Raw genomic sequence first — 16,773 nt, 5'->3', positions numbered from 1 at the left:
AACGAAATAAATTAGTATTAAATAAAACAAAATGTATTATATAAGTTCATTATAGGGCTGCAATATAGAAAAGTCAATAGATTTAGAAAGGAAATCATATTTACATAAAAAGGTATCTTTGTTATACTTGTTTCAGGAAGATCAGAGGTGATAACAATGCCGTTACCAAAGGAAGAGCATGACATAAGGAAAGTTTCTGCAAAGCAGAAAGTGTATGAAATGCTGAAAAAATGGATTATTGAGGGACAGCTCAGGCCGGGAGAAAAGATATCGGACGGCGATATTGCCGCTCTGTTTCATGTGAGCAGAACCCCTGTCAGGGAGGCGCTGCTTCAGTTGGAAATGCAGAAGCTTGTAAAATCTTATCCGGGCCGGTCTACGGTCGTTTCGGAACTGGAATATGAAAATATTGAAAAATGGTATGCTCCGATGGCCTGTCTTCAGCAGCTGGCCGTAGGGATGGCGGTGGAAAATGCAGGTGAGGCGAATATTGCCAGACTGAAGGAATTAAACGAACGTTTTGCGGCGGAAGTAAGGGAAAAAAACGATGTACTGAATATATTCGAAGCGGACAGGGAATTCCACAGCTATATAATCGAAATGTCGGGCAACGAATATATTCTGGATTTTTGCAATACGCTCTGGATCCATGTACAGAGGCTGGAGTATTGTTTCTTTAAAGATGGAACTTCACTTGAGGAATCCATATCAGATCATGAACAGATGATTAAAGCGTTTGAACGGAAAGACGGGTTTACGGCGGGTTTGAAAATGAAGAATAACTGGGAGAGAACGGTCGTCCAGATTCAGAGCATGAATCATTTGAAGACGAGTTCATGTCCGGGAAATACAAAAGAATGAAGGGACAGGCAGCCTGCAGCAGCCTTCTTTGGGAAAAGATTACGCGATTGCGTAATCTTTTTTTGTTACACAGGAAAGTTCTCCGAAATATTCTGTGTAACAAAAAATCCCCTCCGGGCTGCTTTTTATGGGTGTGGTGGGGATATGTTATCTGTGAACATTCAGGTCTGGGAATTGACTTCCTGAGATGGACTGTATATAATAATACATAAAGTATTGTTTTGGTCAACAAAGAGAGCGGGCGGACAGCAGAACGGGAAAGGAGTGGTTTGAAATTAGCAATATATTGCATATTATTGTGCGCCCACTGATACAGGCAATACATCATGTGATACGGTGAGGAGACTTTCTGAAAGGAGAAAACAGGATGAAGAAAGAAGGAAAACCATTACCTGCTGTAAATGAAAGGGGAACGGAAAAAAAGGATGTATTAAACAAAACATTAAGAGAAGACCGTATATATACGATGCCTCCTTATGTCAGAGTAGTCGGATTTACAGATCCGGTGAGGTTAATCTAACCAGATACAGGCAGCCATGTTTTGCTGAGAGGCAGGTGGCTGCCTGTTTTCTATCACTATTACAGGGAATATAGCTGATGCTTTTTCCAAAGCGGTAGGCCGTGAAATTCTATCACTATTACAGGGAATACAGGAATGCAGCTGTGTCCCTGATAGGAAAATAGACGCAGCAGAAGAATCGATAGGATTCCCATGGCTACAAAGAAAAAAAAGTCCTGATCGATCCATGGAAATATATACATGAATCGATCAGGGCTTTCGCCCCTGCCAAGGAGTGCCGGCCGCGGGACTTGAACCCGCACGATGTTGCCATCAATGGATTTTGAGTCCACCTCGTCTGCCATTCCGACAGGCCGGCTCATTTGAATCGCCGACAATTATATTAACAAAAAACCTATTAAATTGCAACAGTTTTTTGCAAATTTAAGTAAAATTGTTCCAGCCTGGAGGCCCTCCGGGTTGCTTTTCGCGCTTAAAAGTGTTATTCTGGACTGGAAATAAATGATAAGAAGAAACCGGGCAGATCACTGTAAGACTGGAGAGAAAACGCTTATGGGAAAAAGGGATACAATTCTCATTGTTGATGACCAGGAAATAAACCGTGCCATACTATGTGGGATTTTTGAACAGGATTATAATTTGTTAGAGGCTGAGAATGGAGAGCAGGCGCTTATTCTTCTGGAGCAGTACCATGAAGTGATTACAGTCGTACTGCTCGATTTAATTATGCCTGTTAAAGACGGGTATCAGGTTCTGGAAGAGCTCAGAAAAAACGGAATACTGGCAGAGGTGCCGGTAATCGTGATCACAGCCGACAGCTCTGCAGAAAATGAGGTCAGGGCGTTTGATTTGGGCGCTGCAGACCTGATTATGAAGCCTTTTGAACCATATGTAGTTAAAAAACGTGTAGAGAACGTGATTGACCTTAATCTGCGCAAGCTGAATCAGCAGGAGCTGATCGAACGGCAGGCATATAAACTGATGGAGTCGAATTCCGTTATGATCGATGCCCTTTCTTCCGTGATCGAATACAGGAGTATGGAGACGGGCCGCCACATCCACCGGATTCGGATGTTCACACGGGTGCTGTTGGAGGATGTAGCCAGATGCTGCCCGGAATTCGGGCTGGATGAGCGGAAAATTGCGCTGATCTCCAGCGCTTCTTCCATGCATGATATAGGAAAAATTGCGATTCCGGACAGCATTCTGAATAAGCCGGGAAAGCTGACAGAGGAAGAGTTTGATATCATGAAAACCCATACCGTTAAGGGGTGCGAGATGCTGGAAAACCTCGACCGCTTAAGCGACCGTGACTATCTCAAGTATGCCTACAATATCTGCCGGTATCACCATGAACGTTGGAACGGAAAAGGATATCCCGACGGTCTGAAAGGAAACAGGATTCCTGTATGTGCACAGGTAGTCGGGATTGCGGACTGTTATGACGCGCTGACAACAGATCGCGTGTACCGCAAAGCGATTGCCCCAAAACAGGCCAGCAATATGATATTGAACGGTGAATGCGGAGATTTTTCTCCGAAGCTGCTGGAATGTTTTAAGAATGTAGAAGAGTCTTTTTCCAGGCTGTCTGAAGAGTATGCGGACAGCGAACAGCAGGAGCCGGAAAAGAGCTGCGAAAAAGATCCTGTGCTGTTTATGCAGGATGATGGGATGGATACGCTTCATATGAGTCAGATGAAGTACTTCACGCTTCTGCATTACATGAACGATACCGTTGTAGAGGCTGATCTCATCAGCGGTCAGTATCATGTGATATATACGGCCAATACAGACTTTGAGGCACTGAAATCGGGAAAGAATTTTAAGGATGCCCTTCATAATCTGGCGGAGCAGTCGATTCACCCGGATGACAGGGAAACGGTCAGAAGGCTGGCAGATGAGTATATTCAGGAATTTCTGGACGATGGACTGATGAAGCAAAGCTGGAAATTCCGCATATGCAGGCGCAGCAGCGGCCGGTATTACTGGTGCACGGCTGTCCTGCTGCGCGTGGATATGGAGAATCCATATCAAAGGCGTATCATGATGATATGGGAGGAACAGGGAGCAGAAATAAGGAAAGAACGGGCGGAGATTCCGGAGGCGGAATGGCCGGAAGAATGGGAGTTCGTTAACCTCCTCGGCGGCGTGCATACCTGCCTGAACGACAGTGGTTTTACGATTCTGGGGATGAATGAAGGTTTTCACAGTATGGTAGGCTACACCAGAGACGAGATCGAAGCGATCTTTCACAATCAGTATATTGAAATGATTTATCCCGATGACAGGCGGACCGTAGTTCAGCAGGTAAGGGAACAGTTGAGGACGGGAAATTCAATGGAAATGGAGTACCGGCTGACGACAAAAGATGGAAAGGTTATATGGGTATTTGATAAGAGCAGGCGTATGGATAACGGAGACGGGAAAGAGAAGATATTCTGTGTGGTGGTGGATATTACCCAGTCGAAACAGGCACAGGAAGAGCTTCGCCTGACCCTTGAAAGACATCGGATCATTATGGAGCAATCCAATGATATTATCTTTGAATGGGATATGGAAGCAGATTATGTTACATATTCATCGAATTGGGAACGCAAATTTGGGTATGTGCCCATCAGCGCAGAGGCAAGTATCCGCATTCCAAGGATTTCCCATGTTCATCCGGAGGACGCTCCGGAGATGGAGCAGCTGATTCGGGATATGAGATCTAACGTACCGTATGCAGAAATAGAATTCCGCCTTGCGGATTCTAGAGGACGGTATATATGGTCCAAGATCCGGGCGGCTGCGCAGTTCGACGGGGACGGAAAACCGTTTAAGGTTGTCGGCGTTCTCATGGACATTGACGAAGAAAAAAGACTTTCGCAAGCGCTGAAGCACGAGGCGGAAAGAGACGGACTGACGCAGGTATATAATAAGAATGCCGGACAGCGGATCGTGCAGCGGTACCTTTCCCAGAGGCCGGAGGATGAGCGGGCAGCCCTGATTATTCTGGATGTGGATAATTTTAAATATGTGAATGACAACTATGGTCATATGTTTGGGGATAAAGCCCTTCAGGAAATCGCTTCAGAACTGCGCAGGCTGTTCCGCAGCGGCGACATTATTTCCAGAATCGGCGGCGATGAATTTATGATTCTTATGCGCGGCATACCGGACCTTAAGAGTGCGGAAACGAGGATTGGAAAGGTGATAGGTGCAATCCATGGGCTGCTCAGAGAGGAAATGGAAGGAATATCTCTTTCCTGCAGCGCAGGAATTGCCATTTGCCCAGAGGACGGATGTGATTTTGAGGCGCTGTTTGAACGCGGCGACTATGCCTTATATGAGGCAAAGGCAGGAGGAAAAAACGGTTTTGCCCACTATCAGGGAGGCGGCTGCGCAGACAGGAGAGCGGGGACCGCAGGAATTGCGGCGAATACAAGAATCGAATCCAGCGATGCTCCGTCCGTAACCTTAAATACGTTTTTGGAACAGGTATATATGGAGCTTTATGAAGCGGAGCATGTGGAAGAAGCAATCGAAGAGGTATTGGAAAAAATCGGCGGCCTGTTCGGCGTAGGACGCGTTTACATATTTGAAAATGACGAAGACGGACTGCATGGCAGCAATACGTTTGAATGGTGCTGGGAAGGGATTCCGTCCAGAACGGAAAACCTGAGGAACTTCTCATATGAGGAAATCGGAGGGCGGGACGAGTACCGGAAGCTATTCGGCACGGACGGCATCTTTTACTGTTCCGATATCAGGAGTCTTCCTGTCCGCACCAGGAGGTTTATGGAAAGTCAGAATATCAAATCCATTCTCCAGTGTGCCATATGGGAGAAAGGGAAATTCGCCGGATTCATCGGATTCGACGACTGTACGGTAAGCAGAAGGTGGACAAGGGAACAGATTTCCGTGCTGTCTATGGTGGCAAAGGTGATCGGCACGTTCTTATTTAAAAAGAGAACGGAAGACAGGCTGACAGATGTTACACGGGAACTCATTTCCGTGCAGACAATGAAGCAGAAACAGGAGCTGTAAATCAATGATTAGTGATAAGAAAAAGAGAGAAATAGAGGCATTTGCGGACAGGATACTGCGCAGCTATTTTTGTGAAGGCGATGTGGAATTCCTGATTTCCACATTTACACCCGATATTGTCTGGATGGCGCCGGTGAAAAGCAGATTGCAGAGGGGCGTGAGGCGGTCGCGGAGTTTTTCCGTGCAGGCAAAGATGCAACGATCCCATGTGATACAACGGATATTGAGTTTGTGACAAGAAAACTGGCAGAAGACGTTTACCTGTGTGAAGGCAACAGCTGGATGGAACCGAAAAAAGATACGGGGATGTATTTTAGGATTCACCAGAGAGTGACCTTTATTTTTAAAGAAGAAAACGGGAAGCTGTTCAGTGCCCATATACACAATTCTGTGGACTATTCGGACATTAAAGACGACGAGCTCTTTCCTGTAACTGCGGCTAAGGAAGCTTTTGACAGGCTGCAGGATACTCTGGAGCAGAGAGAACGGGAGATATTTGAAGCGAACCAGGATCTTAAGAGGCAGGCCGGGTTTCTGAAACAGCTCTATGATTCAATTCCGTGCGGGATTTTGCAGTTTACACCTGACAGTGGACACCGCATTGTCAGCATGAATTCTATGGTATGGAAATTCTACGGATATTCTTCAGAAGAAGAATACCGCAGCAGGGTGAATTCGCCTGTGCAGATGGTAATGGAAAAGGACAGGGAGAATATTGAAAAAATTCTGGAAGGGCTCCGCCTTGGATCCGGCCTTGTTTCCTATACGAGAGAAGCGATCCGGCTGGATGGCTCTCATGGATGGATCAGCGTTTTGATGGAACGGCTGATCAATGCGGACGGACAGGATGTAATCCAGGCTATTTTTATGGATATTACGGCATTGAAGGCGTTCCAGACAGCTCAGGAGCAGGAGCGGCTGATTGAAAACTATTATCTCAGGGCGGCGACGTGTACGGCATATCCGCTGATCGTGAGCATCAACCTGACACAAAATCAATACAACTGTTTTCTGGCCGAGCAGCAGAGCTTTGTGGGAGAACGCACCGGTGTATTTGACGAGATGGTATCGGTAAATGCAGAGTATACGTATCCGTCTTACCGGGAGGATTTTTGCGCCTTCATGTCCAGGAAAAATATAATGAAAAAATTTGCGGACGGCGAACATGAACTCTATATGGAGGTCAGGCAAGAGGGAGTAGACGGGAAATATCATTGGATTTCGATCCAGATTATCAATGTGGAAAATCCGGTCGGCTCTGACATGCTGGCCATTGAACTCGTAAAAGTGCTGGACAAACAGCGGGCGGAACAGGCCAGACAGGAACAGCTTCTGAGAGACGCGCTGGCGGCGGCAAGAGCGGCCAGCGACGCGAAAACCGATTTCCTTTCCCGTATGAGCCACGATATCCGTACACCGATGAATGCGATTATCGGAATGACCACAATCGGGCAGCTGAAGTACGATGATGCGGTGCGGGTTAAGGACTGCTTTCATAAAATCGACGCGTCTTCAAAATTCCTTCTCTCATTGATTAACGACATCCTGGATATGTCAAAGATTGAAAGCGGAAAAATGGAGCTGTCCAGGGAGCCGTTTGAATTTTCCGCTTTTTTCGAGGAAATTGTCTCCATTATCTATCCTCAGGCTTTGAATAAAAATATTTCTTTCGAGGTGCATCATAAAGAACCTCTGGAAAAATTTTACATAGGCGATGAGCTGAGAATCAAGCAGATCGTCATGAACCTGCTGTCCAACGCTCTGAAATTTACGCCCGAGGGCGGAATAATCGTACTGGAGCTGGAAGAAAAAAAGAGAACGAACGGATTTGCCTACCTGGACTTTACGGTCAGTGACAATGGAATCGGAATGGCGGAAGAATTTATGGATAAGATCTTTCAGCCGTTTGAGCAGGAAGAGCAGGGAGGCGCCAGAAATAAGGCAGGAAGCGGACTGGGACTCTCCATTGTATACAATCTCGTACATATGATGGGCGGTTTTCTCAACGTCAAGAGCCAAAAGGGAAGGGGAACCAGTTTTCAGGTGACGCTTCCTCTGGGGGTGACGGACGATGACCTGGAAGCGGAACGGGAACGGAAAAACAGGGAGCTTCTGAAGGGAACCAGGGTTCTGGTGGCTGATGACGATGTTTATGTGGGAGAAGAGGCAACGGCAATTTTGACTGATATAGGCGCCAGGTGCGTCTATGTGGACTCAGGGGAAAAGGCGGTCAGGGAGGTACAGGAGGCCGTCGACGAGGGATGGTATTTTGACATTGCGATGATTGACTGGCGCATGCCTGGGATGAATGGAATCGAAACGACAAGACGAATCCGAACGATAACGGGGCCAGATACTACAATCATCATCATATCTGCATATGACTGGAGCAGCATCGAAAAGGAAGCGAGAGAGGCAGGAGCCGATTACTTTATTGCAAAGCCGCTGTTTAAGTCCAGAATCTACCATGTGTTCTCTCATCTGGAGAACGGAGAATATGGCAGGGAGATGGAGCAGCAGCCGGAGGACTGGTTCGACGGAAAACGGGTGCTGCTTGTGGAGGACAACGAGCTGAATATGGAGATTGCAAAATCGCTTCTGGAAACTTACAATATTGTAGTTGATACGGCGGAAAACGGCCGGATTGCAGTGGAGCGATTTGAAAACTCTCCGGCAGGAACATACTTCGCGGTGCTGATGGACGTACGTATGCCTGTGATGGATGGCCTTCAAGCAACCAGAACCATACGAGCCTGGAAAGGGAAGACGCCGCCTCTGTGCCGATTCTGGCAATGACGGCCAACGCGTTTGACGAGGACAGAAATCTCGCATACAGCGCCGGAATGACGGGATATCTTGTAAAACCGGTAGATATAAAGACACTTATAGAAGAACTGAAAAAATACTGCTGATTCATGTGAGGAGATTGAAAAGAGGTGAGCAGAGATGACATGCCAGGAAGCAGAGGGAATGATTATTCCGTACATTGACCATAATTTAAGTGATGAAGAACTGGAGAAGTTTCTGCTCCATATAAACAGCTGTGAAAACTGCCGCGAAGAACTGGAAATTTATTTCACCGTTTATGTCGGCTTAAGACAGCTGGACAGCGACATCGGTACGTATAATATTAAGGGCGCTCTGGATGAGGCGCTTGAAGCATCCATGGAGCGTCTGAAAAAGGTCCATGTTCTGACGGTTCTCAGATATGTGGCCAATACGCTGAGCCTTTTGGGGATACTGGTGATTCTGCTTCTGCAGCTTAGAATATGGTGGCAGAACGGAATCTTTTGAATAGAAGGCGTTATTAAAAATTGCAGATTTAGGAGAACAGAATGGAAAAATTAGTATTAATCGACGGGCACAGTATTTTAAACCGGGCTTTTTATGGTGTCCCGGACCTTACGAATCAGAAGGAATCCATACAAATGCAGTGTATGGATTTTTAAATATTATGTTTAAAATCCTGGACGAGGAGAAAGCGGACCATCTTGCTGTGGCCTTTGATTTAAAGGAACCGACATTCCGCCATAAAATGTATGCGGAGTATAAGGGGACGAGAAAACCCATGCCGGAGGAACTGAGGGAACAGGTGCCGCTTATGAAGGAAGTGCTGGCTGCCATGCAGATTCCGATTCTGACGCTCCCAGGCTATGAAGCAGACGACATCCTTGGAACGGTAGCGAAGCGCATGCAGAAGAATGGCGTAGAGGTGTCCATTGTCTCCGGTGACAGGGACCTCCTTCAGCTGGCAGATGAGAAAATCAAAATCCGTATGCCAAGGACGAGCCGGGGAACGACGGAGGTCAAAGATTACTATCCTGACGATGTGAAGCGGGAATATCAGGTGACGCCTGAAGAATTCATTGATGTAAAAGCGCTTATGGGGGATGCTTCGGACAATATCCCGGGAGTGCCGGGCATTGGGGAAAAGACGGCGGCGAATCTGATCGTCTCATACGGGAGCATCGAAAATGCGTATGAACATGTGGAAGAAATCAAGCCGCCAAGGGCGCAGAAAGCGCTGGCAGCCAACTTTGATATGGCAAAGATGAGCAAAGAGCTGGCGACGATCTGCATTGACTGCCCGATTGAATTCTCCTATGAAAAGGCCGTGCTGGAAGACCTTTATACACCGGAAGCATACGAATATATGAAGCGTCTGGAATTTAAATCCATTCTTACAAGGTTCGGTGAGGCGGCCAGGAATACTGTAACGGCAGAGTCGTCCTTCCGAAAGACTGCAGCCTTAAAAGAAGGGGAGAAGGCTGTGGCAAGGGCAATGAAGAGCCAGGTTATCGGTCTTCAGCTTCTGTTTGACGAAGCGGGCAGAAAAGAAGAGGGCCAGCTGTCCATGTTTGCTGATGAAAACGGCCAGCTGGGCATCGGAAAAAAAGCGAGGGGGAAGGAGAAGTATGCCGTCTGCCTTTCAATTTGCATGGGAGAGGAAGATACGGTCTGTATCACCTCGGAAAAGGAGATCACCCCGGAGTGGCTGGAAAATACGGCGAGAGAATTGTGCAGGCGTGACGGCAGCACCTGGGTACTGGATTTAAAAAGCCTTCTTCCATATCTCATGCTGGAGGATGACAGCAGAGTTATGGATGCAGGCGTTGCAGGCTATCTTCTCAACCCGCTGAAGGATACGTATGCATATGACGACCTGGCGAGAGATTATCTCGGCATGACCGTGCCGTCTGAGACGGACCTTCTCGGCAAGATTCCTGCTGGAAAAGCACTTGCAGAAGGGGAAGAAAAAGCGGTTACAGGCGCCTGTTATATGAGCTATGTGGCATGGAAGGCAGCTGGACCTTTAAGAGAACGTCTGGAAGAGGCAGGAATGATGGAGCTTTTTGAAACCATCGAAATGCCTTTGATATACAGTCTGTTCCATATGGAGCAGGAAGGTGTGAAGGTAGAACGCGGGCAGCTGAAGGAATATGGAGATATGCTCAAATCCGGAATAGAGAAGCTGGAGCAGAAAATTTACGAAGAGACGGGAGAACGGTTTAACATCAATTCTCCGAAGCAGCTGGGCGAAATCCTGTTTGGAAAGATGGAACTTAAGGGCGGAAAGAAGACGAAGACCGGATACTCTACGGCAGCCGACATTCTGGAAAAGCTGGCTCCCGATTATCCGGTCGTACAGATGATTCTGGACTACAGGCAGCTGACAAAACTCAATTCCACCTATGCGGAAGGGCTTGCCGCCTATATTGGAGAAGACGGCCGCATTCATGGAAAATTCAACCAGACAATTACGGCTACAGGACGTATCAGCAGCACCGAACCGAATCTTCAGAATATCCCTGTCCGTATGGAACTGGGGCGGGAGATCAGGAAAGTATTTGTACCTAAGGAAGGCTGTGTTTTCATTGACGCCGATTACTCTCAGATCGAACTGAGAATTCTGGCCCATATGTCGGGAGACGAGCGCCTGATCGAGGCATACCGCACAGCTCAGGATATCCATGCGATTACCGCGTCACAGGTGTTCCATATTCCATTAGATGAAGTGACCTCCCTTCAGAGGCGCAACGCAAAGGCTGTGAACTTTGGCATCGTGTATGGAATCAGCGCCTTCGGTCTAAGCGAGGGCCTGAGTATTTCCAGAAAAGAGGCGGTTGAATATATCAATAAATATTTTGAAACATATCCGGGCGTAAAGCATTTTCTGGACGGCCTTGTGGAGGACGGGAAAGAAAAAGGATATGTGACGACCCTGTTTGGCAGACGCAGACCGATACCGGAGCTGAAATCAGCCAATTTTATGCAGAGATCCTTTGGGGAACGCGTTGCCATGAACTCTCCGATCCAGGGAACGGCCGCAGATATTATGAAAATAGCAATGATTTCCGTGGATAGGGAGTTGAGAAAAAGGGGATTAAATTCACGAATCGTGCTTCAGATTCACGATGAACTTCTGGTGGAAGCTGCGGAGAACGAGGTAGACGAGGTGAAGGCCGTTCTGGAGGATAAAATGAAACATGCGGCCGACTTGAAGGTTGCGCTGGAGGTAGAAGCCAACACTGGAAAATCCTGGTTCGATGCCAAATAATTCCAGATGGGATGAGACTGCAGCTGGACGAAAGGAGAACCAGACCATGGAGGAGAGCAGAGAGACAGGGAAGAAGTGGATTATTGGGATCACCGGAGGGGTAGGCTCGGGAAAAAGCCGGATTCTGGATATCCTTAAAAATGATTATAACGCGGAAGTGATTCTTGCGGACGAAGTAGCCCACAGGCTGATGGAGCCTGGGGCTTTGGGGCTGAAAAAGGTAGTGGAAGCGCTGGGAGATGACTTTTTAAATGAAGACGGAACCGTGGACAGGCCGTCTCTGGCAGAACTGATCTTTCACGATCCAGGGGCCAGGGAGACGGTAAACGGAATTATCCATCCTATGGCATGGGAGGCCATATGCGGACAGGCGGCTGAGGCAGACAGCCGTCTCGTAGTAATAGAAGCACCCGTTGTGGAAGAAAAAGTGCATGACATTTGTGATGAAATGTGGTATGTTTATACATCAAGAGAGAACCGCACCGCCCGCCTCATGGAGAGCCGCGGCTACAGCAGGGAAAAATGCAGAGCGATCATGGAAAGCCAGTGGAGCGACGCGCAGTACCGGGCCGTTTGCCAGAGGGAAATCGACAACAACGGCACGGTAGAAGAGGCGGAAGAACAGATACACAGTATTTTAAAAACAATGAAATATATAGGATGACAAGGACTGGAAAAATATGAGATTTGTGAGCATTGCCAGCGGAAGCAGCGGAAACTGCATTTACGCAGGAACAGACGAGACCCACATTCTGATCGATGCAGGGATCAGCAATAAGAGAATTGAGCAGGGGCTGAATGAAATTGGTTTGACAGGAAAGGAAATATCCGGAATTGTTATTACCCACGAGCATTCGGACCATGTAAAAGGGCTGGGAGTCCTGGCCCGCAAACACGGGATCCTATTTACGGAACGAGGGAAACACTGGAAGAGATCGCTTCCATGGCAAGCCTTGGGAAATATCCGGCAGAGCTTTACCAGCCCATCCGTCCAGACGTGGATTTCGCCATCGGAGATATGGAGATTCTTCCATTCCGGATCGATCACGATGCGGCCAATCCGGTGGGATACAGAATCAAAAGCGGAGGGAAATCCGTAGCAGTTGCTACCGACATGGGCCATTTTGACGAATATATCATTGAGCATCTTCAGAATCTGGACGCGATTCTTCTGGAATCCAACCACGATGTAAAGATGCTGGAAACCGGCCCCTATCCCTATTATCTGAAACGCAGGATTCTGGGGGAGCACGGCCATCTGTCAAACGAGACGGCAGGCCGCCTGCTGAACTGTATCGTTCATGATAATTTGAAAAAGATTATTCTGGGACATCTGAGCAAAGAGAATAATTATGCAGAGCTTGCATATGAAACCGTAAAACTGGAAATTACCCAGGGAGATAATCCCTACAGTGGCACCGACTTCGCCATCACCGTTGCAAAAAGGGACGAAATGTCAGAGATTATTACGCTGTAGGATCTGCTGGGAATACATAAACAGTATGGAACTGATAAAATTCATAAAAACGGAGGAAGAAAGATGAACAAGGCGATTATCACGGTAGTAGGAAAAGACACGGTAGGAATTATTGCAAAGGTATGTACGTATCTTGCAGAAAATCACGTGAATATCCTGGATATTTCTCAGACAATCGTTCAGGAATACTTCAACATGATGATGATCGTGGATACCACGAAGGCTGTAAAAGACTTCGGAAGCATGGCAGATGACTTGGAGAAGGCAGGAGAAGAGATCGGCGTAACGATCAAATGCCAGAAGGAAGAGATTTTCACCAGTATGCACAGAATCTAAAAAGCTGCAGAATGCCGGTACAAAATTACTACTAGAAAAGAGGATGGAACTGCTATGTTAAATATGTTTGAAGTAATTGAAACGAACAACATGATTGAGCATGAGAAACTTGACGTGCGTACCATTACCATGGGGATCAGCCTTCTGGACTGCTGTGATTCCGATCTGGATGCAGTCAATGAAAAGGTTTATAAAAAGATTACCACTATGGCTGAAAACCTTGTTTCGACAGGCCAGGAAATCGAGAGGGATTTTGGGATCCCGATTGTAAATAAGCGTATTTCAGTTACTCCGATTGCTCTTGTAGGCGGTGCGGCATGCAAGACGCCGGATGATTTTGTGACACTTGCAAAGACTCTGGACAGGGCGGCTAAAGAAGTCGGCGTGAATTTTATCGGGGGATATTCTGCACTTGTGAGCAAGGGGATGACGACGGCGGACGAAAATCTGATCCGTTCCATACCGAAGGCCCTGGCGTGCACGGAACGAGTGTGCAGTTCTATTAATGTAGGATCGACAAAGACAGGTCTCAATATGGATGCAGTGGAGCTGATGGGAAAAATCGTGCTTGAGACGGCAGAGGCGACGAAAGAAAATGACTCTTTGGGATGTGCGAAGCTGGTGGTATTCTGTAATGCGCCGGATGACAATCCCTTTATGGCAGGCGCGTTCCATGGCGTAACCGAGGCGGATGCAATTATCAATGTAGGCGTCAGCGGTCCTGGCGTTGTAAAGGTGGCTCTGGAGAAGGCGAGGGGACAGAACTTTGAAGTCCTTTGTGAGACAATTAAAAAGACTGCATTTAAAATCACGCGTGTAGGCCAGCTGGTTGCCCAGGAAGCGTCCAGAAGGCTGGGAATTCCATTTGGTATTATAGATCTTTCTCTGGCGCCGACTCCGGCCGTAGGCGACAGCGTTGCGGAAATATTGGAAGAGATCGGACTGGAGCGGGTCGGAGCGCCGGGGACGACGGCTGCACTCGCCATGCTGAACGACCAGGTAAAAAAAGGCGGAGTAATGGCGTCCTCTTATGTAGGTGGATTGAGCGGAGCGTTCATCCCTGTTAGTGAGGATCAGGGAATGATCGACGCGGTGACCCTCGGAGCGCTTACTATCGAGAAGCTGGAAGCAATGACATGCGTCTGCTCCGTAGGACTTGATATGATTGCGATCCCAGGGAGCACGCCTGCCACCACGATTGCAGGTATTATTGCAGATGAAGCGGCGATCGGAATGATCAACCAGAAGACGACGGCTGTCCGTCTGATCCCTGTCGTTGGAAAAGACGTGGGCGATACGGTAGAATTCGGCGGTCTGCTGGGCTATGCGCCTGTTATGCCGGTAAATACGTATTCCTGTGAGAAGTTCGTAACGAGAGGCGGCAGAATTCCGGCTCCGATTCACAGCTTTAAAAATTAGGGAGAGGGCAATGAGAATATATATGATCCGCCACGGCCGTCAGGAAAGCAGGCTGTGCAATGTGAACGTCGGCCTTGATCCGGCCGGTTTCCGTCAGGCAGCTCTCGTCGGAGAGCGCCTGGCAGGAAAGGGGATTGGAATCGTATATTCCAGCGGCCTGATTCGAGCGGAAGAGACGGCGGAAACGGCAAATATTTACTGGAATGCGGAGCGTGCGATACGGCCGGAACTGCGGGAGATTTCTTTCGGCCATATGGAAGGTCTGGGCGATGAAGAAATTGCCGAAAAATTCAAAGATTTTCAAGCGGAGCAGGCTTTAATGAAAACGGATCTGCTATCCGGGAGGAGAGTGCGCAGCAGATGTGGTGCGCCGTGTCCTGCCATTTCTGGAGGAACTGAAAAGGTGCGGCCATGACAAAGCGGCAGTAGTGACTCACGGCGGCGTCATACGAAGCATAACAGCCTGGATTCTGGGTATGAAGCTGGCCGAATGGCGGCTTTTGGGAAGCGATCTGGAAAACAGCAGCATAACGGAGCTTTCCTATGACAACGTTCATGACAGATTTCGCCTGGAACGGTTCAATGACTATGCCCATCTGGAAAAATTTCCGGAACTTCTGAGAGAAAACTGGAAGGAAGATAAAGAATAAGGGAAGATATGGAACAGACAGAGAAGGATAAACTAAAAGCAGTTTTGGAAGAGTTTCTGGACAGCGGGCTGTATGATGTAATTCTCAGCAACCCGGTCAGAAAAGACGGGATGTCCAAGGTAAAAATACGCCCGCTTCTGCTGCGGGGAGAACTTATTTTCCAGGCAGAAGAATTTTGCGGAAAACAGGCATTTCATAAGAATCTTCCAAAAGAGGAAGCAAAAACATATATCATATCGTCGATGGACGGGAATTTCCGCCAGATGGAGCTGAAGGCACAGGCGGGAGAGGCGCGCCTGCTGGTCGGTAAGAAAGGGACAGTTACCATGAAGGTGAAGAGAACGGCTCCCGCCAAAATGAGCGGCGGGCCGTCTGCAGTCCTGTCCCATAACAGAAAAAAGAGGTATGTACTGGAGGAGGGAATTCCGGTGCCGTTTCTCGTCGACCTGGGAGTTATGACGGCAGATGGAACGATCGTACGCAGCCGCTATGATAAGTTCCGTCAGATCAACCGTTTCCTGGAATTTATTGAGGACATCCTTCCAAGACTGAATAAGGAAAAGGAAACGACAATTATCGATTTCGGCTGTGGAAAATCATACCTGACCTTCGCTATGTATTACTATCTGAAGGACTTAAAAGGATATCCTATCCGTGTGATCGGACTGGATCTGAAAAAAGACGTAATCGAGCGCTGCAATATACTCAGCAGGCAGTACGGCTTTGAGCAGCTGCAGTTTTATACGGGGGATATCGCTTCCTATGACGGAGTCGATCATGTGGACATGGTGGTCACGCTTCATGCATGCGATACGGCCACGGATTATGCCCTTGCCAAGGCGGTGAAGTGGGGGGCGGATGTAATCCTGTCCGTACCGTGCTGTCAGCATGAGCTGAATGGGCAGATTGAAAACGGGCTGCTGGAGCCGGTGCTTCGGTACGGCCTGATCAAGGAGCGGATGGCTGCCCTGTGCACGGATGCGGTCAGGGCGCAGCTGCTGGAACACGCAGGCTACCGGACGCAGATCCTGGAATTCATCGATATGGAACATACTCCTAAGAATATTCTGATCCGTGCCGTAAAGCAGGGAGGGAAAAAAGACAACGTTAAGGAGCTGGAGGAGCTGATGGCGTTTCTTCATGTAAAGCCGACTCTGAAACGCCTTCTGGATGAAGAAAATCTGTAACAGGCTCAACAGGCCGGCTGATTTCACGGATTTGCCGTATGGCGGCTGGTTTACGGCAGTATGCAGATTTGCTGCGTATACTCATTTTTGGCAGGTGTTCCGTATTTTCCGGACAAAACGGTCTGATATATATGTGAAGCATAAAAATCCCGTTTCAAATAAGATAAATCGTTACAGCTGAGGCAGTTTTCTGCGTCAGCTGTTTTTGTTATGAGAGGGATCGATGAATTCTTTTTGAC

At 47.9% G+C, this 16,773-nt stretch carries 13 protein-coding genes, 1 tRNA gene and 3 pseudogenes; 15 read left to right on the top strand and 2 right to left on the bottom strand.

Annotation, left to right across the window (positions count from 1 at the left end; genetic code table 11):
* Positions 1 to 156: 156 nt before the first annotated feature.
* The gene (locus tag DXA13_RS18250) at positions 157 to 861 is read left to right on the top strand and encodes a GntR family transcriptional regulator (RefSeq protein WP_118246476.1); all 705 of its coding nucleotides are present in this window, start codon (positions 157 to 159) and stop codon (positions 859 to 861) included.
* Between the two features lie 367 nt (positions 862 to 1,228).
* Positions 1,229 to 1,381: a hypothetical protein gene (locus DXA13_RS21120; RefSeq protein ID WP_181995736.1), complete on the top strand. Its 153-nt coding sequence runs from the start codon at positions 1,229 to 1,231 to the stop codon at positions 1,379 to 1,381.
* 275 nt (positions 1,382 to 1,656) lie between these two features.
* On the opposite strand, the gene DXA13_RS18240 is transcribed toward DXA13_RS21120, so the two are convergent.
* A tRNA-Leu gene (locus DXA13_RS18240) sits at positions 1,657 to 1,739 on the bottom strand.
* 194 nt (positions 1,740 to 1,933) lie between these two features.
* Here DXA13_RS18240 and DXA13_RS18235 point away from each other — a divergent pair.
* From DXA13_RS18235 to DXA13_RS18190, 13 genes and pseudogenes are all read left to right on the top strand, one after another.
* A complete protein-coding gene (locus DXA13_RS18235) occupies positions 1,934 to 5,407 on the top strand; it encodes a diguanylate cyclase (protein ID WP_181995735.1) in 3,474 nt (1,157 codons plus the stop codon).
* Positions 5,408 to 5,411: 4 nt separating this feature from the next.
* A complete protein-coding gene (locus tag DXA13_RS23315; RefSeq protein ID WP_347559917.1) occupies positions 5,412 to 5,642 on the top strand; it encodes a hypothetical protein in 231 nt (76 codons plus the stop codon).
* On the top strand, positions 5,639 to 8,203 hold the full coding sequence (locus DXA13_RS18230) for a response regulator (protein WP_347559916.1): 2,565 nt from the start codon (positions 5,639 to 5,641) through the stop codon (positions 8,201 to 8,203). Before DXA13_RS23315 ends, DXA13_RS18230 begins: the two co-directional genes overlap by 4 nt.
* Positions 8,185 to 8,319 carry a hypothetical protein gene (locus DXA13_RS23310; protein ID WP_347559915.1) on the top strand — a complete coding sequence of 45 codons (135 nt, stop codon included), beginning with the start codon at positions 8,185 to 8,187 and terminating at the stop codon, positions 8,317 to 8,319. Before DXA13_RS18230 ends, DXA13_RS23310 begins: the two co-directional genes overlap by 19 nt.
* A gap of 34 nt (positions 8,320 to 8,353) precedes the next feature.
* Positions 8,354 to 8,701 carry a zf-HC2 domain-containing protein gene (locus DXA13_RS18225; protein ID WP_118246473.1) on the top strand — a complete coding sequence of 116 codons (348 nt, stop codon included), beginning with the start codon at positions 8,354 to 8,356 and terminating at the stop codon, positions 8,699 to 8,701.
* Positions 8,702 to 8,742: 41 nt separating this feature from the next.
* Positions 8,743 to 11,465: pseudogene (gene polA / locus DXA13_RS18220) on the top strand (DNA polymerase I).
* Between the two features lie 46 nt (positions 11,466 to 11,511).
* Entirely contained in the window at positions 11,512 to 12,129 is a 618-nt protein-coding gene (gene coaE, locus DXA13_RS18215; protein WP_118246478.1) for a dephospho-CoA kinase, read from the top strand.
* A gap of 16 nt (positions 12,130 to 12,145) precedes the next feature.
* Positions 12,146 to 12,942, top strand: a pseudogene (locus tag DXA13_RS18210) (MBL fold metallo-hydrolase).
* 63 nt (positions 12,943 to 13,005) lie between these two features.
* Positions 13,006 to 13,278, top strand: a complete 273-nt coding sequence (locus tag DXA13_RS18205) for an ACT domain-containing protein (protein WP_118246472.1) — start codon at positions 13,006 to 13,008, stop codon at positions 13,276 to 13,278.
* 54 nt (positions 13,279 to 13,332) lie between these two features.
* Positions 13,333 to 14,697, top strand: a complete 1,365-nt coding sequence (locus tag DXA13_RS18200) for a PFL family protein (protein ID WP_118246471.1) — start codon at positions 13,333 to 13,335, stop codon at positions 14,695 to 14,697.
* 10 nt (positions 14,698 to 14,707) lie between these two features.
* Complete coding sequence (locus DXA13_RS23305; RefSeq protein ID WP_347559914.1) at positions 14,708 to 15,112, top strand: histidine phosphatase family protein; 405 nt, start codon at positions 14,708 to 14,710, stop codon at positions 15,110 to 15,112.
* Positions 15,060 to 15,347: a histidine phosphatase family protein gene (locus DXA13_RS23300; protein WP_347559913.1), complete on the top strand. Its 288-nt coding sequence runs from the start codon at positions 15,060 to 15,062 to the stop codon at positions 15,345 to 15,347. Before DXA13_RS23305 ends, DXA13_RS23300 begins: the two co-directional genes overlap by 53 nt.
* Before the next feature lie 8 nt (positions 15,348 to 15,355).
* On the top strand, positions 15,356 to 16,534 hold the full coding sequence (locus DXA13_RS18190) for an SAM-dependent methyltransferase (RefSeq protein WP_118246470.1): 1,179 nt from the start codon (positions 15,356 to 15,358) through the stop codon (positions 16,532 to 16,534).
* A gap of 50 nt (positions 16,535 to 16,584) precedes the next feature.
* On the opposite strand, the pseudogene DXA13_RS22580 reads toward DXA13_RS18190, so the two are convergent.
* Positions 16,585 to 16,773: pseudogene (locus DXA13_RS22580) on the bottom strand (hypothetical protein); the annotation flags it as partial.

The organism is Clostridium sp. AM58-1XD (assembly GCF_003464085.1).
Taxonomy (GTDB): domain Bacteria; phylum Bacillota; class Clostridia; order Lachnospirales; family Lachnospiraceae; genus Lachnoclostridium_A.
Note: the sequence above shows the minus strand (reverse complement) of the source record. Positions and strands in the feature narration are given on the sequence as shown.